General features: G+C 69.9%; 19 protein-coding genes and 1 riboswitch. Of the genes, 11 read left to right on the forward strand and 8 right to left on the reverse strand.

The genetic code is table 11. The features are described 5' to 3' along the window. Window positions 1-3: 3 nt before the first annotated feature. Both FBZ88_RS16190 and pseG read right to left on the reverse strand, forming a co-directional pair. On the reverse strand, window positions 4-4095 hold the full coding sequence (locus FBZ88_RS16190) for a DEAD/DEAH box helicase (RefSeq protein ID WP_145618250.1): 4092 nt from the start codon (window positions 4093-4095) through the stop codon (window positions 4-6). Between the two features lie 19 nt (window positions 4096-4114). After that, window positions 4115-5176 (reverse strand): UDP-2,4-diacetamido-2,4,6-trideoxy-beta-L-altropyranose hydrolase, encoded by a 1062-nt coding sequence (gene pseG / locus FBZ88_RS16195; RefSeq protein WP_145618251.1) that lies wholly within the window; start codon window positions 5174-5176, stop codon window positions 4115-4117. Between the two features lie 75 nt (window positions 5177-5251). Here pseG and FBZ88_RS16200 point away from each other — a divergent pair, with 75 nt between their 5' ends. The 6 genes from FBZ88_RS16200 (at window position 5252) to FBZ88_RS16225 (ending at window position 11367) form a co-directional block, all read left to right on the forward strand. Then, on the forward strand, window positions 5252-6334 hold the full coding sequence (locus tag FBZ88_RS16200) for a 3-oxoacyl-ACP synthase III family protein (protein WP_145618252.1): 1083 nt from the start codon (window positions 5252-5254) through the stop codon (window positions 6332-6334). A 5-nt stretch (window positions 6335-6339) separates the two neighbouring features. Next, on the forward strand, window positions 6340-7260 hold the full coding sequence (locus FBZ88_RS16205) for a heme-dependent oxidative N-demethylase family protein (RefSeq protein WP_246138693.1): 921 nt from the start codon (window positions 6340-6342) through the stop codon (window positions 7258-7260). Between the two features lie 95 nt (window positions 7261-7355). Next, window positions 7356-7511, forward strand: a riboswitch (FMN riboswitch). 158 nt (window positions 7512-7669) lie between these two features. Further along, a complete protein-coding gene (gene ribB / locus FBZ88_RS16210; protein ID WP_246138694.1) occupies window positions 7670-8353 on the forward strand; it encodes a 3,4-dihydroxy-2-butanone-4-phosphate synthase in 684 nt (227 codons plus the stop codon). A gap of 119 nt (window positions 8354-8472) precedes the next feature. Continuing rightward, complete coding sequence (locus FBZ88_RS16215; protein WP_145618253.1) at window positions 8473-8937, forward strand: nuclear transport factor 2 family protein; 465 nt, start codon at window positions 8473-8475, stop codon at window positions 8935-8937. A 3-nt stretch (window positions 8938-8940) separates the two neighbouring features. Next, complete coding sequence (locus FBZ88_RS16220) at window positions 8941-9501, forward strand: TetR/AcrR family transcriptional regulator (protein ID WP_145618254.1); 561 nt, start codon at window positions 8941-8943, stop codon at window positions 9499-9501. 183 nt (window positions 9502-9684) lie between these two features. Beyond that, window positions 9685-11367 (forward strand): methyl-accepting chemotaxis protein, encoded by a 1683-nt coding sequence (locus tag FBZ88_RS16225; protein ID WP_145618255.1) that lies wholly within the window; start codon window positions 9685-9687, stop codon window positions 11365-11367. 30 nt (window positions 11368-11397) lie between these two features. On the opposite strand, the gene FBZ88_RS16230 is transcribed toward FBZ88_RS16225, so the two are convergent. From FBZ88_RS16230 to FBZ88_RS16250, 5 genes are all read right to left on the reverse strand, one after another. Beyond that, the gene (locus tag FBZ88_RS16230) at window positions 11398-12369 is read right to left on the reverse strand and encodes a rhamnan synthesis F family protein (RefSeq protein WP_145618256.1); all 972 of its coding nucleotides are present in this window, start codon (window positions 12367-12369) and stop codon (window positions 11398-11400) included. A gap of 81 nt (window positions 12370-12450) precedes the next feature. After that, window positions 12451-13011, reverse strand: a complete 561-nt coding sequence (locus tag FBZ88_RS16235; protein ID WP_145618257.1) for a GNAT family N-acetyltransferase — start codon at window positions 13009-13011, stop codon at window positions 12451-12453. Further along, window positions 13008-13964 carry an RHO alpha subunit C-terminal catalytic domain-containing protein gene (locus FBZ88_RS16240; protein WP_145618258.1) on the reverse strand — a complete coding sequence of 319 codons (957 nt, stop codon included), beginning with the start codon at window positions 13962-13964 and terminating at the stop codon, window positions 13008-13010. Before FBZ88_RS16240 ends, FBZ88_RS16235 begins: the two co-directional genes overlap by 4 nt. Next, window positions 13964-14359, reverse strand: a complete 396-nt coding sequence (locus tag FBZ88_RS16245) for a Rieske 2Fe-2S domain-containing protein (RefSeq protein ID WP_211102688.1) — start codon at window positions 14357-14359, stop codon at window positions 13964-13966. The genes FBZ88_RS16240 and FBZ88_RS16245 overlap by 1 nt, the downstream gene beginning before the upstream one ends. Next, window positions 14356-15132 (reverse strand): SDR family NAD(P)-dependent oxidoreductase, encoded by a 777-nt coding sequence (locus FBZ88_RS16250; RefSeq protein WP_145618259.1) that lies wholly within the window; start codon window positions 15130-15132, stop codon window positions 14356-14358. The genes FBZ88_RS16245 and FBZ88_RS16250 overlap by 4 nt, the downstream gene beginning before the upstream one ends. Window positions 15133-15294: 162 nt before the next feature. On the opposite strand from FBZ88_RS16250, the gene FBZ88_RS16255 reads away from it, so the two are divergent. From FBZ88_RS16255 to FBZ88_RS16265, 3 genes are all read left to right on the forward strand, one after another. Continuing rightward, window positions 15295-15921 carry a PadR family transcriptional regulator gene (locus FBZ88_RS16255; protein WP_145618260.1) on the forward strand — a complete coding sequence of 209 codons (627 nt, stop codon included), beginning with the start codon at window positions 15295-15297 and terminating at the stop codon, window positions 15919-15921. A 31-nt stretch (window positions 15922-15952) separates the two neighbouring features. Beyond that, complete coding sequence (locus FBZ88_RS16260) at window positions 15953-16150, forward strand: hypothetical protein (protein WP_145618261.1); 198 nt, start codon at window positions 15953-15955, stop codon at window positions 16148-16150. Between the two features lie 131 nt (window positions 16151-16281). Then, the gene (locus tag FBZ88_RS16265; protein ID WP_186464436.1) at window positions 16282-17463 is read left to right on the forward strand and encodes a GGDEF domain-containing protein; all 1182 of its coding nucleotides are present in this window, start codon (window positions 16282-16284) and stop codon (window positions 17461-17463) included. 39 nt (window positions 17464-17502) lie between these two features. Here the strand turns inward: FBZ88_RS16265 and FBZ88_RS16270 are convergent, their stop codons facing one another. Further along, window positions 17503-18024, reverse strand: a complete 522-nt coding sequence (locus FBZ88_RS16270) for a hypothetical protein (RefSeq protein WP_145618263.1) — start codon at window positions 18022-18024, stop codon at window positions 17503-17505. Window positions 18025-18253: 229 nt separating this feature from the next. Here FBZ88_RS16270 and FBZ88_RS16275 point away from each other — a divergent pair, with 229 nt between their 5' ends. Both FBZ88_RS16275 and FBZ88_RS16280 read left to right on the forward strand, forming a co-directional pair. Next, window positions 18254-20779, forward strand: coding sequence for a methyl-accepting chemotaxis protein (locus FBZ88_RS16275; RefSeq protein WP_145618264.1), 2526 nt, complete (start codon window positions 18254-18256; stop codon window positions 20777-20779). Window positions 20780-21040: 261 nt separating this feature from the next. Next, on the forward strand, window positions 21041-21655 hold the full coding sequence (locus FBZ88_RS16280) for a helix-turn-helix domain-containing protein (protein WP_145618265.1): 615 nt from the start codon (window positions 21041-21043) through the stop codon (window positions 21653-21655). Window positions 21656-21676 lie beyond the last annotated feature (21 nt).

The following is a 21676-nucleotide window of genomic DNA, read 5'->3' on the forward strand; positions in this document are numbered from 1 at the left end:
CGCTCAGCCCACACCCCGGATCAAGGCCAGCAGATCCTCGTCCGACAAGTGGCCGGCGGCATCAGCGTCCTGCAGCAGGGCGTCGGCCAGGTCGCGCTTGCGGCCGTGCAGGGCCACGATGCCTTCCTCGATGCTGCCCTTCAGGATCAGGCGATAGATGGTCACCGGCCGGCGCTGGCCGATGCGGTGGGCGCGGTCGGACGCTTGGTCCTCCACGGCGGGGTTCCACCACGGGTCCAGATGGATGACGTAGTCGGCGGCCGTCAGGTTCAGGCCCACGCCGCCGGCCTTCAGGCTGATCAGGAACAACTCGCCCTCGCCGGCCTGGAAGGCCGCCACCCGCCGCTGCCGTTCCGCCGCCGTCAGGCTACCGTCCAGCAGTTGGTAGGTGACGCCCATGCGGTCCAGGGCCGTGCGCACCCGCGCCAGGTGGCCGATGAACTGGCTGAACACCAGGGCGCGGTGGCCGCCCTCGCGCAGTTCGTCCACCAGCTCCAGGAAGGCGTCCAGCTTGGCAGAGGGCAAGTGCGCGTCGGCCGCCACCAGGTCGGGGTGGCAGCAGGCCTGCCGCAGGCGGGTGATCTCCGCCAGGATGTGGATGCGGGACCGCTCGCCCGACATCTCCTCCAGCTTTTCCAGGGCGCGGCGGCGCAGCGCCTCGTAAAAGGCGATCTCTTCCGCGCCACGCTCGACCAGCAGGGTCTGCTCCGTGCGCGGCGGCAGTTCGGCCAGCACGGCGCCCTTGGTCCGGCGCAGCAGGAAGGGTTGGACCACCGCGCGCAGGGCCGCGCGGGCACCGGGGCTGCGCGCCGCCTGGATGGGGGTGCCGAAGCGTTGGGCGAAGGCCTTGCGGCTGCCCAACAGGCCGGGGTTGGTGAACTGGAACAGGCTCCACAGCTCTTCCAGATCGTTTTCCACCGGCGTGCCGGTCAGGGCCAGGCGGAAACCGGCGCTCAGCGCGCGGGCGGCCTGGGCGCGCCGCGTATCCGGGTTCTTGATGGCCTGTGCCTCGTCCAGCACGGCCACGGCCCAGGGCACGGCCGCCAGCAGCGCCTCCTCCCGCACCAGCAGGCCATAGGTGGTGACCAGCACGTCGCCGGGCCCCAGGGCGCGCAGCACCTCCTGCCGCCCGCCTGTCTCGGCCAGGCGGTGGACGGTCAGGCCGGGGGCGAAGCGGGCCAGTTCCGATTGCCAGTTGCCGGCGACGGAGGTGGGGGCCACCACCAGCATGGGGCCGTCGCCGGCCTTGGCCGCCATCAGGGCTATCGCCTGCACCGTCTTGCCCAGGCCCATGTCGTCGGCCAGCAGGGCGCCGGCACCCAGGCGCGCCAGGCGGCTCATCCAGAAATAACCCTCCGCCTGGTACTCGCGCAGTTCGGCGGTCAGGCCGTTGGGCAGGCGCGGCTGCCAGGCCGCCGTGTCGTCCAGGTTCTGGATGAAGGCGCGCCAGGCCTGGTCCACCTGGGCCGAGGCTGCTTCCTCGACCAGGCCGCGCAGGGCGCCACCGGCGGCGCGCGGCACCTTCTGGCCGCCCAGGCGCATCAACCGGTCCAGCTGCTGACGGAAATGGCGGTCCAGGGCCACGAACTGGCCGTCGCCCAGGGGCACGAAACGGCCGGGCGCATCCTCCAGCCGGATCAGCAAGTCCTTCAGGTCCAGCACCAGCCCTTCGTCCAGCTTCAGGGCCCCAGCCACGGCGAACCAGCTTTCGGTGCTCTTGACCGTGGTGCTGAAATGGCTGGCGCCGGCCTCGTCCCCGCGCAGGGTCAGCTTCTGCCCCTCCGGCCATTCCAGGGCCGGCGGCTGGGGTAGGGTCTTCAGCTCGCTCAGGAATTCCAGCGCGGCGCTCAGGCCTTCCAGCTCCCATTCCCGGCTTTCGCCACCCAGGCTGGGGCAGGCATCGGCCAGGGCCTGGGCCAGGCGTTCCTCCGCCGCCAGGTCGCGCAGGGCACGCCGGCCGTTGCCGGTGACGCGGCTGCTGCCTTGGCCGGGCGCGAAATGGGGGCCGTCGGGGCCCAGCGGTCGCACGACCAGCGTAACCTTCAGACCTGGGTCCAGCAGGCGCAGGCGCACCACCGGGGCGGGGTCGCCCGCCTCCGTCCGGCCCTCGTCCAGGTCTGCGGCCTCCACCCGCACCGGCAGGTCGGGCATGCGGGAGCGCGCGATGGCGGCCAGGCGGTCACGCGCCATGGCCGGCACGGTGATGCCGTCCGCACCCAGCAGCTTGCCCGCCGCCACGGCCTTGTCGTCGATCACCACCACGCGCCAGCGGGTGGGCCCCTCCACCTCGATGATCGCGTCCACCTCTTCGGCCGGATGCGACAGGGCCAGGCGGTAGCCGCCCCGAGTGCCGGCCAGCACCAGCTCCGGCCGCGCCAGCACCAACTCCACCGGCGGTCCCGGCTCGCGGCGATAGAACACGCGGGGATGGCCCACCAGGGCCGGCAGCGTGTCGCGTGGTGGCAGGAAATAGTCGTAGCGGGAGCGGCCATGGCCCCAGCCGTCGTAATCGCGGGCGATGGTGGCGATGACGCGCCGGTCGAACTCATCCAGATAGGTCAGCTGGGCGTCACCCTGGTACAGGCGCTTCAGCGGGATGGGCCGGCCCACACTCCAGCCCTGGGTCGGGCTTTTGGTGGGGCCTCGCTGTTGCACCTGTTCCACCGGTTCCACCGCCCCGCTGCTGGGATCGACCAGCCAGGCCAGGCGCTTGCCCGTCGTTTTCCTTTCCACCGGCGCCGGCGGTTCCAGCAGCGTCTCCAGGCTCTCCAGCGCCCGCTCCCACGGTTCCTTGACCGGCAGCAGGGTCAGGAAGCGCAGCGTCACGCGCCTGTCAGGCCGTGCCAGATGGATCTGATAGGGGGTCGGGTCGTTGGCCACCCGGGCCAGCACCTCCGCCATCAGGTCGGCGGCCAGGGGCATGGTGGGGGCCAGATGGCGGAACCACTGGTCCCAGGCGTCGGCATGCTGGCGGGCCAGCGCCGCATCCACCACGGCCGCCGCCACGGCCACCAGCCCCAGGCCCAGGGGGGAGGGCCGGGCCATGGTGTCGGTGGCGCTCAGCAGCCATTTCACGCTGTTCAGCGCCGCTTCCGGCTTGTTGGCGGACAGGCTGGCCAGGGCCTCGATGGCCATGGAGCCCAGCGGGATCTGGCCGGCCTGGATGTGGTCTTGCGCCAGGGTGGGGATGGTGGCGTGCTGGGTCGGATCGCCCCCGGCCAATTGCGCGCACAGGTGCAGCACGCCAAGGTGTCCAGGCAGGCCGCCCTTGCGCTTGCGCAGGGCCCGGCGGTGCTGCGTCACGGCCTCGCCGAACAGGGCGCGGGCGCGGGGCGCGTCCTCCGACAGCAGGGCGTGGGCGGCGGCATAGGGCAGGGCCGCCTCCGGAGTGGGCGTATCCGCCAGCAACGCTTGCAACGCTGGCAATTGCCCGCTCAACAGCCGGAAGTCGGCGATCAGGGTGAAGCAATCGCGGCGCAGGATCTGGTGCGCCTGGGCGTGGTCGACCAGGGCCGGCAGATCCGGCGACATTTCCGCCGTGGCCATCCAATGGCCGAGCTTCGCCGCCAGCAGCGTCGCCTGGATCACCGGCGCGCGTCCGGCCAGCCAGTCGATCCCCAGCGGCACCAGCGTGAAATGGCGATTGAACAGCTCCGGCAGCGCATGGGCGGGACGCCTGACCAGGCCCAGCAGGCGCTGGACCTCCGCCCCATCGTTCTGCAACGCGGCCAACCTCAGGCCACGCGCGAAATCGATCTCCACCAGCTTGGGGTCCCAATAGCTTTTCGATTCACCGGGCAGCTGGGTACGGATGGCGATGGCCAGGGCCTTGCCCTCCGCCGTTTCCAGCGCCGCGATGGCCACGGCGTGGGCCAGCGCGGGCGGGCAGGCCATCTTGTTGTTCAGCAGGCCGTGGCGGCGCAGGCTGTTCTGAGCCTCTATCAGCGCCTCATGGGTCCAAAGGGTGGGGCTGACGCGCGCCTGGTTCAGGCAGTCCAGCAGCGCCCGGGCCGGCGGCAGCGGTCCGATCAGGGCGATGAGGCGCAGCAGGATGCGGTCGGATGGCGAAAGCGCGTCGGGATCGGGCGGGGTCATGCGGCGACCATAACGGCGATCAGGCTGGCAGGGCCAGCAACGCGTCGGCGATGCGCACCGCGCCCAACCCGTCCACCATCTGGCCGCCATCGCCCTCGCCGATGCGGTGGCTCAGGGCCGCGCGTGCGTCGGCATGGGCCCATAGCGCCAGGGCGTCGGCCGTGATGCGCTCCGCCGCCTCGGCTTTGTCCATGCCGCGCGCGTCGATGACCCGGGCCTTGCCTGATGCCGCCACCGCGCCGGCACTGCTGGCCTGGTTGTCCGCCACCACCACCAGCAGCGTGGGCACCGCCAGGCAGGCCAACTCCCCCAAGGTGCCGCCGGCGGCGGACAGGGCCAGGCCGGCCTCGCGCATCAGCTCGGCCATGCGCGGAGTCTCCACGTGCACAACCGTGTTGGGGTAGCGGTCCCCGGCGGTGCGGATGCAGTCGGTGTTGGGGTTGCTGCCGCCCACCACCACGTCCAGGCCGACGCCGGCAGGCAGGGCTGGGGCCAGGCGCTTCAGGCAGGGCAGGGTCAGGCCCGCCGGGTCGGTGCCGCCGAAGGTCAGCAGCAGGCGGGGACGGCGGTCCAGGGGGGGCAGGGCCTGGCCGCGCGCCCGGCGGAACTCCGCCCGCAGGGGGGCATAGGCGGGCCCCAGCGCCAGCACGGCATCCGGATTGGCGGCACGATAGGCGGCCTCATCCACCGCCGCGCCTGCGTTCACGATCAGCCGGGCGTGCAGGGGCCGCGTGCCCGGCCCGTCGTCGAAGGCCATGACCGGTTTGCCCAGCGCCGCCAGTCCGGCACGATAGGCATCGTTGAAGTGATAACCGTCCAGGATCACGGCGCGGGCGGCATGCCGGCGGATCTGTTCGGCCAGGTCGGCCAGGTCTGCCCCGCTTGCCGCCGGGCCCGCCAGCAGGCTGACGCCGAAGCCGGCGGCATCCAGGCGATGCGCCAGGGCCGGCGGCAGGTCCACCGCGGCGAACAGGGGTGATACCCCCCGTTCCCGCAAGGCCTCCGCCACCGACAGGCAGCGCATGACGTGGCCGGTGCCCATGGACGCGGTGGCGTCGGCGCGGATCAAGATGGTGCTCAACAGAGGGCCTTTGGCATCGGGGCGGGAATGGCCATAGTATAGCAGCTAAGGACACTTCTCTCAGGGCGGGTTGCGGTGAAGGCCATCGTCGAAGGCGTGCGGATCAAGGGCTTCCGGGCCGTGGTGCCGAAGGAACGGCATTCCTACCTGGAAGACCACACCCTGTTCACGGAAGATGAGGCGAAGAAGCTCTACGCCACCATCGGCGTGGCTGAGCGGCGCCTGCTGCCCCGGCCCTACATGGCGTCGGACATGTGCGTGGCGGCGGCCGAGGGGCTGATGCAACAGCTGGGCTGGGACCCGGCCTCGGTCGACCTTCTGATCTTCGTCAGCCAGGATGCCGATTACGTGCTGCCCGTCACCGCCGCCGTCATGCAGCGGCGCCTGGGCCTGCCCACCAGCACGGCGGCCTTCGACGTGCCGCTGGGCTGTTCCGGCTTCGCCTACGGCACCTGGATGGCGGCGCGCCTCTTGGGCGGCAGCACGGCGCGGCGTGCCCTGGTGCTGGCCGGCGACAACTCCGCCCGTTGGCTGCGCCCGGATGACCGCGCCACCCTTCCGCTGTTCGGCGATGCCGGCAGCGCCACGGCGCTGGAGGTGGATGCCGACGCGCCCCCCATCCACGCCATCCTGGGCACCGACGGCAGCGGGGCCAAGCACATCTTCGTGAAGGCCGGGGGCAAGCGCGACTGCCTGATCCCGGGCGAGGAGCCCTGGTCGGAGGAGGAGCACAAGCGCCTCTACCGCGACGCCCGTCTGCACCTGAACGGGGCGGAGGTCTTCACCTTCACCTTGCGCGCTGTCCCGCCGCTGCTGCGCGAGGCCATGGAGCATGCCGGCGTGACGCTGGACGATCTGGATATGATCGTCCCGCACCAGGCGAACCGCATGATGCTGGACCACATCCGCAAGAAGATCGGGGCGGCGCCCGAGCGCTTCCTGATCGACATGGAGAAGTTCGGCAACACCAGTTCGGCCTCCGTCCCGCTGGCCATCTGCCACCGCCTGGGCCCCATGCTGGCGGAAGGCCCCAAGAAGCTGCTGATGGCCGGCTTCGGCGTCGGGTGGTCCTGGGGCACCCTGGTGGCGGAGGTCGGGCCCATCGCCGAGCCCACGCTGGCGGAGATGCCGGACGATTTCGCGCCGCTGGAAGTCTGACGCCCGTGAACGCCTGGGACCTGCCGCGGGAGCAGCCGTGCTGGCCGTTCGACGGCGGCGACTGGCGCATGGCCATGGGGCTGATGGCCCTGGACCCCGCCCGGTGGCTGATGGTGGACGACAGCGGCCCCGCCCTGCTGGCACAGCGCCGCCAGTTGCTGGCCCAGCGGCACGCGGCCGTGACCGGCTTCCTGCCGGGCAGCGAGGTGGCCCAGGGGGAAGTGCTGGCGTTGCTGGCGGACCATCTGGCCCATCACTTCCCGCGTGCCTACGCCCGCGAGGGGCACCGTTTCACCTGCCACATCACCGGGGAGGCGTGGGACTTGGCGGACGCCGGCCCCAATCCGCTGGAGGTCGCCGGCCGCCTGGTGGCGGAGGATCTCTGCCTGTTGCTGCCGGGCCCTGATGGCGTGCCGGTACTGGCCGCCGCCGTGCTGTGCTTCCCCAACCGCTGGCGCCTGCATGAAAAGCTGGGGCGGCCCATGGCCGGCATCCACGCGCCGGTGGCCCTGTATGGCGAGAAGCTGGGGCGGCCGGTGGACCGCTTCCTGGAAACACTGGCGCCGGAACGGCCGGTATGGCGCATGAACTGGGGCCTGAACGATGACCCCGCCCTGTTCCAGCCGGATGAGGTGGCGCACACCGCCGCCGACGGCGCCATCACCGCCGACAACGCCGGGCACCGCCTGTTCCTGCGCATCGAACGCCAGACCCTGCGCCGGCTGCCCGCCACCGGCGCCATACTGTTCACCATCCGCACCTATCAGCGCGCCCTGGCCGACCTGACCGCGACCGAGGCGGCGCAGTTCGCCCACATCCTGCGCACGGTGCCGGAACCGGTGGCCCGCTACAAAGGCCTGCTGCGCACCGGCGGCCCCGCCCTTGGCTTCCTGTGTCGTTTGGCGCAAGGCCCCGGCTCCTCATAAGGCCCATGAGGAAATTCCAACCGTCTGCGTGTTGACAGGGTGGGCGCGGGATTGTCCTATCGACAGGCCATCCGGCCATCGCCGGATGGCGACACGCTTGTTCTCAGGGCAGGGTGAAATCCCGACCGGCGGTATCCCCTCTTGATGGAGGGGGAGCCCGCGAGCGCCCGGGGGCGGTGACGCCCACGGGGTCAGCAGACCCGGTGAAACGCCGGGGCCGACGGTTACAGTCCGGATGGAAGAGGATGAGCCGGCCCGCGATGTGCGGGCGCACCCCCTGGGGCCCTGCCGGGCTTCAGGTTTGGGCACGCGTCCGCGCATGGGGCCTGCCTCGGGGGGATTTCCGTCCGCCCATAGTCTCTTTTTGCCCTGATTCAGGCTCGCCCGATTGTTCAACGGAGTGAGACCCTTGAGTCAGATTTCCCCTATCCCGACCCCCACCCACGACGACGATTTGCTGTCCCGGTTCGGCGACGCCGAAACCCGGGTGGCCCGCGCCGTGGCCGCCATCCAGGCGGGCCAGGGCGTGATCGTCGTCGACGATGCCGACCGTGAAAACGAAGGCGACGTCATCTACGCCGCCGACAGCCTGACGGTGGAACAGATGGCGCTGCTGATCCGCGATTGCAGCGGCATCGTCTGCCTGGTGCTGACCGACGAACGTGCCCGCGTCCTGGACCTGCCGCCCATGGTGGGCGCCAATTCCTCGCGCTACGGCACCGCCTTCACCGTCAGCATCGAGGCCAAGACCGGCGTCACCACCGGTGTCTCAGCCGCGGATCGTGTCACCACCATCCGCACGGCCATCGCCGAGGGCGCCAAGCCGGAAGACCTGGCCCGCCCCGGCCACGTCTTCCCCCTGCGCGCCCATCCCGGCGGGCTGGCGGCCCGCCGCGGGCATACCGAGGCCACCATTGACCTGGTGCGTCGTGCCGGGCGCACCCCCGCCGGCGTGCTGTGCGAGGTGATGAAGCCGGACGGCAGCATGGCCCGCCTGCCCGATCTGGTGGTCTATGCCGAAACCCACGGCATGCCGCTGGTCAGCATCGAGGATTTGGTGGCGGTGGCGGCCCCCCTGCGCGCCGTCGCCTGATGGCTCTACGCTGAAAACGCGGACGGGGCGAAAAAGCCCCTTGCCAACGGCTGGGCTTCACTGTACCAATTGGTCAACCACGTACCGATCGGTACAAAGCTTAACCCATGGAGGTTCCGATGCCCCGTCCGCCCCTGCCGCCTTTCACGTTAGAGACCGCCATCCAGAAGGTGCGCGCCGCCGAGGATGGCTGGAACAGCCGCGATCCCGCCAAGGTGGCGCAGGCCTACACGGTCGACAGCCGCTGGCGCAACCGGGCGGAATTCGTCACCGGCCGCCCGGCGATCGAGGCCTTCCTGGCCCGCAAGTGGGCCAAGGAAATGGACTACCGGCTGATCAAGGAAATCTGGGCATACACCGAAAACCGCATCGCCGTACGCTTCGCGTACGAGTATCGCGACGACAGCGGCAACTGGTTCCGCGCCTATGGCAATGAGAATTGGGAGTTCGACGCCGACGGCCTGATGCAGGCGCGCCACGCCAGCATCAATGAACACCCCATCAAGGAGGCGGACCGCAAATTCCACTGGCCGCTAGGCCGCCGCCCGGATGACCACCCCAGCCTCAGCGACCTGGGCCTGTAAGCCATGGCGCGCACCCTCGCCGACCGCCAGGACGTCATCCCCGTCCTGGCCGAGGTCTTCCGCGACCACGGCTTCGAAGGCGCCAGCCTGTCGGCCATCACCGCCCGCACGGGCCTGGGCAAGGGCAGCCTTTACAATTTCTTCCCCGGCGGCAAGGCCGAGATGGCGGAGGTGGTGCTGGCCCATATCGACGGCTGGTTCCGCGCCCACGTCTTTGAACCGCTCGAGCAGGCGGAGGGCGGCTTGAAGGCGGTGGAGGCCATGTTCCAGGCCACCGACGCCTATTTCCGATCCGGCCAGCGGGTGTGTGTCGTGGGCGTCTTCGCCCTGGGCGACGCCCGCGACCTGTTCACCGAGCAGGTGCATGGCTATTTCGCCGCCTGGGTCCGGGCCTTGGCCGCGGCCCTGGTTCGGGCTGGCCGTGACCCGGACCAGGCCCAGGCCGACGCGGAGGAGGTGGTGGCTGGCATCCAAGGCGCCCTGGTGCTGTCCCGGGCGCTGAGCGACACCGGCGTCTTCACCCGTACGCTGGCGCGGCTGCGGCGGATCTTGGCAGACGATTAGGATGGCGTCCGAATGGCCTACTCCCTCGGCCAGGGGTCGCCCCACCCGCATAATACGTCCCCTGGCCGTGGGCGTATCCATCGTCTGGAATACCACCTTTGTAGCAAAACCAAGGTCTTGTGGTCTGAAACCTACCCTCCTTGCGTAATCCCTGGGTGAAATCCACCTGGCGGAGCGTGCGTCATGACGTTGCTGAGCAATCTTCGAATCCTGGGGAAGCTGGCTGCGGCCTTCTCTCTGGTTCTGGTCATCTCCTTCGTGGTCAGCGGCCTGACCTACACCCGCGTGTCTTTCATCCAGGACAGCACCGGATGGACGGCGCACAGCTACCAGGTGCTGGACGCCGTCGATGGGGCGCTTGCCGCCCTTGTCGACCAGGAAACTGGCTTGCGGGGATATCTGGTGGCGGCGGACGAGGCGGTGCTGGCTCCCTACAACAGTGGGGCCAAGGCCTATGCTCAGGCGATGGCCACCGCACGCACCTTGACTGCGGATAACGCGGCCCAGCAGCGACGCCTGGATGATATGGACCGTCTTGCCCGCGCATGGCGCAGCGACTATGCGGAAAAGTTGGTGGCGCGCATGAAGACGGACCAGCGGGACCAGGCGCGTACGCTGGAGTCGGTGAACGGCGGGAAGGCACAAATGGATGCCATCCGCGCCAAGGTGGCCGAAATCACGGCGGCGGAGCGGGGCTTGCTGGACCAGCGGCATGACGAGCAGCAGGCGGCCTTCCACATGACCTACTGGACCACGGTGCTGGGCGGTATCGCCGCGATCGTGGTGGCTATCCTGGCCGCGCTGATGCTGTCCGGTACGATCGCTGCCCCCATCGCGGCCTTGACCGACCGCATGCGCCGGCTGGCGGAGGGCGACCGGGGCATCATGGTCGATGGCCTGCAGCGCCGGGACGAAGTGGGCGCCATGGCCCGCGCGCTGGACGTGTTCAAGCAGAACGCCATCGAGGCGGACCGGCTGGCGGCGGAGCAGCGCCAGGCGGAAGAGGCCAAGTTGCGCCGCGCCCAGGCGGTGGACCGGCTGGTCCAGGGCTTCGACGGCGCGGTCGCCGGCATTCTTGAGGCGGTCAGCGGCGCCGCAGTCCAACTGGACTCGACCGCGCAGAGCATGACCGACGTGGCGGAGCGCACCAAGGCCCAGGCCGCCGCCACGGCTGCGGCGGCCGAACAGACCTCCGCCAACGTGCAGACCGTGGCATCGGCGGCGGAGGAAATGACCAGCTCCATCCAGGAGATCAGCCGGCAAGCTGCCCGGTCCAGCAGCGTGGCGTCCGAGGCGGCGCAGGCCGCGACCCGGTCCGACGCCCTGGTCCAGGGGCTGGCGGACGCGGCGCAGCGCATTGGCACCGTGGTGGAACTGATCCAATCCATCGCGGGCCAGACCAACCTGCTGGCCCTGAACGCCACCATCGAGGCGGCCCGGGCCGGCGAGGCCGGCAAGGGCTTCGCCGTCGTCGCCAGCGAGGTGAAAGGCCTGGCCAACCAGACGGCGCGGGCGACCGAGGACATCGCCCGCCAAATTCAGGAAATGCAGGAGGCCACGAGCGGTGTCGTCGCCGCCATCCACGGCATCAGCGGCACCATCGAGGAGGTGAATGGCATTTCGGCCACCATTTCGGCGGCGGTCGAGGAACAGAACGCAACCACGCTGGAAATCGCCCGCAACGTTACCCAAGCGGCGCAAGGTACCGAGGAGGTGTCGTCGAACATCACCCGGGTAACGGGGGCGGCGGGTGAAACCGGTGCCGCGGCGTCCCAGGTGCTGGCCGCCGCCCGCTCCCTGGGTAGCCAGTCCAACGCGTTGCGGTCGGAAGTGGTCCGCTTCCTGTCGGAAATCCGGGCCGCCTGACCCGCGCCCTGAGCTGTGCCCTAAGCCGCGCTACGCCACCGCCCGCACCCGCCGGGCGGTGGCGAACACCGGCACGCCCAGGACGCGGATGTAACACAGCCACCAGCGCAGGCTCCGGCTGTACTTGCTGCGCCTGTACGTGCCGGGCAGCGGGGCCAGGCGCGTGCGCTCTTGCCGCCAGGGTAGGTCGTGGATGACGGGATGGGGGGTGCCGCACAGGCGGGCCACGTGCGCCTCGATCAGGTTGACGGGGTAGTACTGGGCCATGCGCTCCAGCCGGTCGCGCAGGCGGGCCACGCGCTGCTGGTTCTGGCTGAACACCGCCACCTTCACCAGGGGCATGCGGTATGTCTCCAGGCACGCGTCGAAATAGACGTCGGAGTACAGCTCCTTGGCCACAAAAGGCCGTGGCAGGTAGCGGCCGGGGCGGAAACCAAGGGCCAGCAGCCGCTGGCTGAGGCCAAATTCGTAGGCGCGGCAGACGGCCGCCTTGTCGGGTTGCCGCGTCACCTCGTCCCAGAAGCGGGTGAATTCCGGATGGCTGGTCACCGGCGGGCGGAAGACCAGGAAGTTGCTGGTCAGATAGCGGATGTCGCCATCCACCAGCCCATCGGTCAGCCCCCAGAAGTCGCAGTCCCGCCCCGCCATCGTGTCGAACACCGGGGCGAAGGGGAACACGCCGCCATAGCAGCTGTCGTTGGCGACGATGACCTCGTCGTAAAGGGCAAGGTCGGCGCCCAGGGCCTGGAAGCCCAGCTTCCAGCTGCCGAAGTCATAGGCGCCGTGGCGGCCGGCGTGGACCAGTTCGGCCAGGCCCGCCAGCCGCTCCCCCTGGCCTTCCATAAGGGCGCCGTCGGAAACGAACAGAATGCGCTCCGCCACCTCGCGCAGGCTGCGCAGGTAATAGAGGACATGGTCGTCGATCTGGCCGTCGCGGTCGAAATGGGCGAACAGCGCCACGCGGCGGGGGACGACGACGGGGGGATGGTCGGTCGGGATCATAGTCGGGGGCCTTGCCCTGGGAACTAACTGCTTGTCCCTTCCACGACCGTTAACCAAGAGACCTTGCGGCCTATCCGCCTTTTAGCCAGGGGGCCACATATGGCCATCCCAATCGGCGTATTCCCTGAATTTCAGGCGCTTTTCCGCCCATTCGCCCGCCGATATCTCGAACAGATGGACATCGTATGCCTGACCTTCCTTCACGGCATGGTCCTTCAGCACGCCGATATGGCGATAGCCCAGCATGGTCTGGCCGCGCAGGACACGGTCGTTGTCGGCCATGACCTGGTTCACCACCTTGCGCAGGCCCAAGGCGTAGAAGACATGGTTCAGGGCGTGGGCGAAGTTCAGCGGGGCCGAGCCGGTGCGGCCGCGCCGGTCGGCCATGTAGGCGCCCAGGGTGGCGATGCCCCAGGCCGCGTGGGTGATGGTGATGGAGGCGTAACCCACCGGCACCCCATCCACCATCATGATGCGGTGGTGATAGTCGTCGCGCGCGTTGCTGCGCGCCAGCCAGGCCCGCTGCTTCCCCATGTCATCCTCCACCTGTGTGAAAAGGTGGCGGGAGATGTCGGGCCGCAGACGCCAGTCCAGCAGCAGCCGGGCGTCCTCCTCCGTCGGCCGGCGATAGCTGAGGGTCATACGGCATTCTCCTCATAGGGCGCGTCCGCCGGCAGCGGCGGGGCGTCCAGTCCCAGGGCGCGGGCCCAGGCATGGTGGAAGTCGGCGATGCGGCGCTCACGCCGGCCCAGGATACCGGGGCCCAGGGCTGCCGCCCGCCCTTGTTGCACCCGTTCGCACAGCGGCTGGTCCTCCAGGATCACGGTGCGGGCGGACCCGGCCAGCACACTGGTCAGTGACCGGCGGAAGGCGGCCACGGCCGGCTTTTCCGGGGTCGTGACCGGCAGGAACAGGCGCCAGTCCAGGCGGCTGCGGTCCGCCGCCAGGGGCGTCACCGTGTGGGTGATGACCATGGCGCCGTAAAAGCTGGCCACGTACAGGTTGGGGAAGACGAAGCAATGATCATAGCGGGCGTGGTCGGTCACGCGGCGCAGGCCCATCTTGCCGTCGATGCGCCGCCACCATGTCTCTGTCCCTTCGGACAGCAGCCAGCTGGATGTGCTGTGGCGGCCGTGGCGGGTGGTTTCCAGATGCGTCTGCCAGTCGGCATGGACGGCGGGGTGGATGGTGGTGGGGTGGACGGTGGAACCGTGGAAATCGTCCATGGTGTTTTCCACCAGCGCCTTCCAATTGGCGGCGAACTCCACGGTGTCCTCGGCGATGGGCTGGTCGCACTGGCCCGACAGCCGGGCGAGATGCCCCGCGACCGGCCCCAGGTGGTCGGCCAGGCCCGGGCCGCCGCCTTCCAGCCGCACGAAGACGAAGGCGCCGCAGGCGTCCACTTCCAGCGCGCGGCCCTGGCCATCCGTGGCCGTGAGCGCGGCGGTCACGGTGACGGGCGTGCCCAGTACCGTACGTGTCAGGGGTGTGTCGAACCGGGTGCCGACGTACAGCCATTGCCGGCGCAGCGCCGCCAGTTCCCGGGCGTGGCAATCGGGATCATCGAACCAGCGGGCGGGCAGCATTTCCCCCATCACGCCGGCTCCGTGAAGATGGCGGCGGCGTCTGCGTTCACCCACACCTGGCCGTTGGCCACGGCCAGGCCCACCGGCGCCAGGGCCAGGCGGCGGCGGGCCTCCGCATCCAGGTGGAAGTCGCTGTCGTCGAAGGGAATGCCGATGGGCACGCCGGCCGCGTCATAGACCCAGCCGTGATAGGGGCAGCGCAGCAGGCCACGCCCGCACGGCTGGTCGTGGATCAGGGCGTAGCGGTGGGAACAGACGTTGCGGAAGGCTTTCAAGGCACCCTGGAAGTTCTGCACCACCACGGGGATGGCGGCCCCCGCGGCATCCGGCGCCCGGCCCGTCAGGTAATCGCCATGGCCGGCCACGCTGGCGGCGTCGCCCAGCCTGATCCAGGGGGCCGTCACGCCGTGCGCCCCCCATCGACGGTCAGGGCCGTGCCGGTGATCCAGCGGCCGGTGTCGGCCAGCAGATAGGCGATGGCGTGGGCCACGTCGTCGACATGGCCGAAGCCCAGGGGCTGCAGCCGCTGCAGATGGTCGATCTGTTCCTGGCTCAGCTTCTCGAACCCGCGCTCGATCAGGTCGGTCATGACGATGCTGGGCACCACGCAGTTGACGCGGATGCCGTCGGGCAGCAACTCGGCCGACAGGCCCTTGGTGGCGGCGATGATGCCGCCCTTGGCCGCGGCGTAGACGATGTTGGCGGGCGAGGCGGCGGTGGCGGCGGTGGAAGAGATGAAGACCATGGCCGAGCGCTCGGCCCGCACGCCCTTCTGCCGCAGGCCCTTGGCCAGGGCCAGGCACGAGCCCAGGTTGACCCGCATCACCTGGTCGAAGAATTCCTGTGAGAAGATGCGGATGGGGCGCAGCGTCTGGATGCCGGCGCAGTGCGCCACCCCGTCGAAGGGCCCGGACAGGGCCGCCTGCTCCTTGATCCAGGCCGGGATGGCGTCCAGGTCGCCCATGTCGAAGGGGGCCACGCGGTGCCCTTCACCCGTGAGGCGCGACAGGGTGTCGGCCAGCCGCCCCTCGTCCCGGCCGTTCAGGGTGACGCGGGCGCCCAGGCGTGACAGCAGCACGGCCGTGGCTTGGCCGATGCCGGCAGACGCGCCGGTGACCAGCAGGGACCGGCCGGCCAGGCTCATGGGATTGTGCAGGGGGTCGCTGGGCTGGGACATGGGCGTTTCCTTATCTTCCGCCCCGACTATCCGGGCCCCGGGCCGGGCCCGTCAATGATCTGCGATAAATTCCGGCGGGGACGTCTTGACTTAAGAAAGGATCGAGATATATCTTGAGTTACGATATATCGAATAACAGACGAGATAGGATCGAGAGACATCATGCACTTTTTCAAACATCATGGCGGCAAGCACCCCGAGGGGGGGCGCCGCCACGCCCGGGGCCGCGACGGTGAGGGCTTCTGGGGCGCCTGGGGCGGCCACGGCGATCATTGGGGCCGGGGTGAGCGGGGCGAGGGCTTCGGCGGCCGGGGCGGCCGAGGCGGTGCCGCCCGCGTCTTCGAGAATGGCGACCTGCGTTTCCTGTTCCTGGACCTCATCCGGGAAAAGCCGCGCTACGGCTATGAGATCATCAAGGCCATCGAGGAAAAGGTCGGCGGCGGCTACAGCCCCAGCCCCGGCGTCGTCTACCCGACGCTGACCCTGCTGGAGGAAATGGGCCATACCGAGGTCTCGGTGGGCGAGGGTGGCAAGAAGCTCTACACCCTGACCGAGAGCGGCGCCGCCTTCCTGGAGGAAAACCGCCACGTCCTGGCCGCCATCAAGGAACGGCTGGACAAGATCAGCGCGGTGCGCGGCTGGATGCCCCCGGCTTCCGTCATCCGCGCCATGGAAAACCTGAAAATGGCCTTGCGCTTGCGCCTGCGCGGCGGGACCCTGACGGAAGAGCAGGCGCGCGCCATCGCCCAGGCCCTGGATCAGGCCGCGCAGGCCATCGAACAGGCCTGACGGCCATCCCACGTGAACGGAGAGGATGCCCATGCCCACCCGTACCCGTGACCTGCCCCGTACCCGTGACGTGAATGCTATCGATATCCGGGGCCGCCTGCTGGCCCTGTCCCGTTCCCACGCCCTGGGCCGGCGGGTCGTTCCCCGGGGCGAGGACCGTGACGCGGCCCTTTTGCCGCAAGACCCCGAACAGGATAGGGATGATCCCGGCCCAGGGGACCGGCACTAGCCCTCTGGTCAGGGCGCGGACGCTTGTCATACGAAACGGTCCGGTTGATGATCAGGCCAGTTTCACTTGGCAAGCGCGGCCGTATCCCTGCCAGGGGACGCCCGTCCCCTTCGCAGGACCGCCCTGATACCATGACGCGTGCCGACGACAGCCTCCCGACGCGCCGCCTGACGGTGGCCTATGTCGCCGCCCTGTCCCTGATCGCCCTGCTGTCGGGATCGGTGCACCTGCTGCTGGACCATGTCATTGCCCAACAGCGCGACAGCGGCACCATCATCAATGTCGCCGGCCGCCAGCGCATGCTGTCGCAGCGCATCGGCCTGCTGGCCCGCGACTTTTACGAAGGCCATGACGAGGCGGCGCGCGTCCCCCTGCTGCAGGCGGCCGCGACCATGGAGCGGGCGCACCGGGCGCTACTGGGCGGTACTGGCGACATGGGCATCACCCACAGCCTGTCGGACGCCGCCCGGACGCTCTATTTCTCGCCACCCGCCGAGCTTGACCGGCGTACCCGCGACCTGGTCCTGGCCGCCCGCATCCTGGCGGGGGCAGAGGGGCCTGGGGCGGAGGGGACGGCCGACATCCGCGCCCGCGCCTTCGCCGACATCCGCGATCAAACCCGCGACGTCGTCATGCCCATGCTGGACCAGGCCGTCCGCCAGTTCGAGACCGAGGCGACGGAGCGCATCGAAGGATTGCGGCGCGCGCAGCAGGGCGTGCTGGCCATCCTGCTGACCACCCTGCTGGCCGAGGCAGTGTTCATCTTCCGCCCCCTGGTCGGCCGGCTGAAGGCCTATGCCGGCCGCCTCTACGACATGGCCACCCGCGATGTGCTGACCGGCCTGCCCAATCGCCGCCATTTCCTGGATGTGGGGGAGCGGGAAGTGCGCCGCGGGCGTGAGGCGGGCCAGCCCCAGGCCCTGTTGATGATCGACATCGATCATTTCAAAGCCATCAACGATACCTTGGGCCACGCTGCGGGTGATCGTGTGCTGACCCAGTTCGGCCGCCTGCTGCAAGGCTGGCTGCGCGAAGGCGAGGTGGCGGGCCGCATCGGCGGCGAGGAATTCGCCGTCCTGCTGCCGGACGCCGATACCGTGGACGCCGCCGCCCGGGCCGAGACCTTGCGCCGCGCGGTGGAGGCCGCCCCGGTCAACGGCCATGCCACCCTGGCCTGGACGGTGAGCATCGGCGCCGCCAGGGTGTCCGGCGGGGACGACGGCCTGGCCGACGCGCTGCGCCGGGCCGACCTGGCCCTCTACGCCGCCAAGGCGGCGGGCCGCAACCGCGTGCACCTCAGCGCGGATTCCTGATCGTCGCCTCCGGCGTTCTTGGCACCGCGTCACGCCGCGTCAGGCGTCGTAGCGGCCATGGGCAGGGACGCGTTCCAGGGCCATGGGCCGCACCGGCAGGGAGAGGCCGTGGGCGCCCAGGGCGCCGGCCATGGCGCGGGATGCCACCATCAGGCCGTCGGTGGTTCCCGGCCGCATCAGGTGCTCCACCAAGGCATAAAGCCGGGCGGCGACGGTGGGATCGGCGGAGGGCTGTGCCAGGGCCAGCAGGCGCAGCAGCTGGCGTTCATCCGGCGTCAGGTCCTGGCAACCGGGGCACCCCACCAGCGGCCGTTGCCGGGCCGAGCGACCGTACAGCAGCAGAAAGGCGCGGAAGGTGGCCATCACCTCGTCCGCATCCTCGCCGCAGGCCTGCAGGAAGGCATGGCGGATCAGGGGACAGCCGCGCCGGGCCGGGCTGGCATACGGCTGGGCCATGTGGCGCAGGCTCCATACCAGCAGCCTTTCCCCGGAACTCAGGCCTTCCAGCGGGGCGGGCTGGGGCAGGCTGTCACGGGGGCTGATCATCAGGTCGTCGGGCATCTCGGGCCTAGCAGCTGTGATTTCCGGTGAGACCACGATAGTGAGAATCATTATCAGTTTCAATATCAGAGATTAATGACTTTTTAGGGGGATGATTCACTACTTTTGGTCAGGCGGTTAAAGCCTTTACGTCGGGTTAACCTTTCCGGCGCGAGGCTGGACGCCAGGCCAAGGTCCGTATCGAGGGCGAAAGGAACGGCCTGGGACAGGTACTCGGGGGAGGGATGCGATGCGTGACACGGGGCCCGTGACCAACCGTGAGGTGGAGTTGCGCCAGGGGGAACTGCTGGTTTCCCGCACCGATCCGTCGGGCCGTATCACTTACGCCAACCGCGCCTTCGTCCGCGTCAGCGGATTCAGCCATGAGGAACTGATCGGCGCACCGCACAACCTGGTGCGCCATCCCGACATGCCCAAGGCCGCCTTCGCCGACCTGTGGGCCACCATCCGCGCCGGCCGGCCCTGGGACGGGCTGGTCAAGAACCGCACCAAGGCTGGCGATCATTATTGGGTGCGGGCCAATGTCACGCCGGTGATGGAGGGCGGCACGGTCGCCGGCTTCATCTCCATCCGCAGCAAGCCCGGCCGGGATGAGGTGCGCGCGGCCGAGGCGCTGTATGCGGAGCTTCGCGCCGGTCGTGGGACCCTGAAGGATGGCGTGGCCGTAGCCAATGGCCCGGGGCCCCGCCTGCGCCACTACGCCGGCAGTGTGCGCGGCCGCATGATCCTGACCATGGGCACCATGATCGCCTGCACCTTGGTGGCGGGCGGCCTGCGTTTCCTCGGGCCCTTTGGCGAAAAGATGGACGCGGGCGCCGACAGCGCCCTGTGGCTGGGCGCCAACGCCGCCATCATCCTGGTGTCGCTGGCCGTGTCCGTGCTGGGCGGCAGCCTGATCCTGCGCACCCTGCGCCAGGCCCTGGGCCGGGTGGAGGGGCACTTCGCCGCCGTGGCGGCGGGGGAATTCGACCACGCCATGCCAGCCGACCCGGTGGCGGAATTCCAGGCCATGACGGCGACGCTGCGGGCCCTGCGGGCGCGCCTGGCCTTCAGCACGGACGAGCGGGTGGAACTGATGGAGCGCACGCGCGAGGAGGCCCGCCTGGCGCTGCTGGAAACCTGCCGCGCCATCGAGGCCGACTTGACCGCCACCTGGATGGGGGTGGAGCGGGGCAGCCACCGGGCGGTGGATGGGGTGGCCCATCTGAAACAGGCCGTGACGGTGGTGCGGGAGAACACGGTGGCCGTGTCGGCCGCGGCGGAGCAGGCCAGCGGCAACGCCGGCAACGTCGCCGCCGCGACGGAGGAACTGGGCGCCGCCGGGGATGAGATCGCCCGCCAGGCCGCCCGCTCCAGCGACGTGGCCCGCCGCGCCGTGGACAGCGCCCGCCTGGCCGCCGGCGCCATCGAACGCATGGAGGAGGCGACGCGCCAGATCGGCACCGTCACGGACCTCATCGCCGATATCGCCGGCCAGACCAACCTGCTGGCCCTGAACGCCACCATCGAGGCGGCGCGGGCCGGTGACGCCGGCAAGGGCTTCGCCGTGGTGGCGCATGAGGTGAAGTCGCTGTCCGGCCAGACGCAGAAGGCCACGGACGACATCGGGACCCAGGTGGCGGGCTTGCGCGGCGCCGTGTCGGCCAGCGTGGACGCCATCCGTGCCGTCATCACCGTGATCAGTGAAATCAACGAGGCCTCATCCGCCACGGCGGCGGCCGTGGAGCAGCAATCCGCCGCCAACGCCGAGATCGGGCGCAGCGCGTCGGAATCCGCCGGCGCCGCCCGGCAGGTGTCGCACAGCGTGGGCAGCATCCGGGGGCAGTCCGATGAGATCGCCACCATCGCCGCCGACCTGGACCTGCGGGTCAGCGAGACACAGACCGCGGTGGTGGACCTGAAGCGGCGCATGACCATCGCCTTGCGCCAGTCGCTGGCCGGCGACCGCCGCGCCGCCGACCGCGTGCCCTGCGACATGCCGGCGACGGTGCAGGTGAACGGCCGCCCCTACGCCGGCCGGCTGCAGGATTTGTCGGCACGCGGCGCCCTGGTGGCGGCGGAGGGCCTGCCCGCCCTGGCCGACCAGCAGGAGGTGGCGCTGGCCGTGGACGGCGTCGGCACGGTGGCGGCGGTGGTGGCGGGCACCAGCGAGCTGGGCCTGCACCTGTGCTTCATCCATGTCGACGGTGCGACCCAAGGCCGGCTGAAGGCGACGCTGGACCGGGCGCTGGAACGGCACCGCGGCTTCATCGACCTGGCGCTTGGCGCCGCCGGCCGCATGGGCCAAGCGCTGGAAGGGGCCCTGCAGGCGGGCGAAATCACCGAGACGGCGCTGTTCTCGCACGACCTGGACCCCATTCCCGACACCGACCCGCAGCAATACATGGCGGCCTACACCTCCATCACCGACCGCCTGTTCCCCGACATCCAGGAACCGGTGGCGGCGGGCGACCCGCGTATCCAGTTCTGCGCCGCCGTCGTGCCCTCGGGTTATCTGCCGACCCACATGAAGCGGGTGTCGCAGCCGCAGCGGCCGGGCGACTACACCTGGAACATGGCGCACAGCCGCAACCGCCGCCTGTTCAACGACCGCGCCGGCCTGGCCGCTGGCCGCAACACCGGCGATTTCCTGGTTCAGTCCTATTCGCGCGACATGGGCGGCGGAGTCATCGTCCGCCTGAAGGAGGTGGACGCCCCCATCCGGGTGCGCGGCCGCATTTGGGGCAATGTCCGCGTCGCGTTCAAGGACGAATAGCGGGCCCCAAATCGCCGGGCGCGGTCATTCGGTCATCCCATACAAAATTTTGACACATCCACAAATTTGAACCGTCCCGCCCCGGGCGTCGCCGCTATGCGGCGGCGGCGGGGGTTGGCGGCTTTACCTGCGCGCGAGGGCGCATTACCAGGGAGGGACAAACGTTAAGCCGCCATCGCATATCCCGGGACCAACCGGGGTGACGGCGGGCCGGTGCCGGGGGGCGCCGGGATGGCCTGGGTTAAAGGGGGGCATACAGCCATGCAGATCGTCAGCGCCACCGACCGCCGGCGGCAGATGCCCATGGGCGACCGCATCCGCGCGCGGCGCAAGGCGCTGGGCCTGACCCTGCAGCAGGTGGCCCAGCGCTCCGGCCTGTCCGCACCCTTCATCAGCCAGGCGGAACGGGATTTGAGCGTGCCCTCGCTGGTCTCGCTATTGGCCTTGGCCGACGCCCTGACCGTGGACCTCACCTATTTCATGGAGGTGCCGGACAGCGGCACCATCGTTCACCGTGCGGCCAAGCCCCGGCGCATCGAGGTCGACAGCCCGGTGGATTACATCGATCTGGCCAGCAACCTGGCGGACCGCAAGCTGGACATCATCCTGATGCGGGTGCCGCCCGGCCATGCCTTCCCCCCCGACCAGCGCAACGGCGAGGATTTCCTCTACGTCGTGGAGGGGGAGATGACGGGAACGGTGGGCAAGACCAAGGCCAAGCTGGGTGCCGGCGACAGCCTGCATTTCGACAGCCTGCAGCCGCACAGCGCCCGCAACGCCTCGGACCGGGACGTGGTGCTGCTGTACGTCGGCACCCCGTCCATCTTCCGCAAGTCGGCCGACGGCGTCATCGAGGCCGGCGAGGCCGATGCCTGAGATCTCCTTCCGGGTCACCCC

Source organism: Nitrospirillum bahiense (assembly GCF_007828025.1).
In the GTDB taxonomy this organism is placed as follows: domain Bacteria; phylum Pseudomonadota; class Alphaproteobacteria; order Azospirillales; family Azospirillaceae; genus Nitrospirillum; species Nitrospirillum amazonense.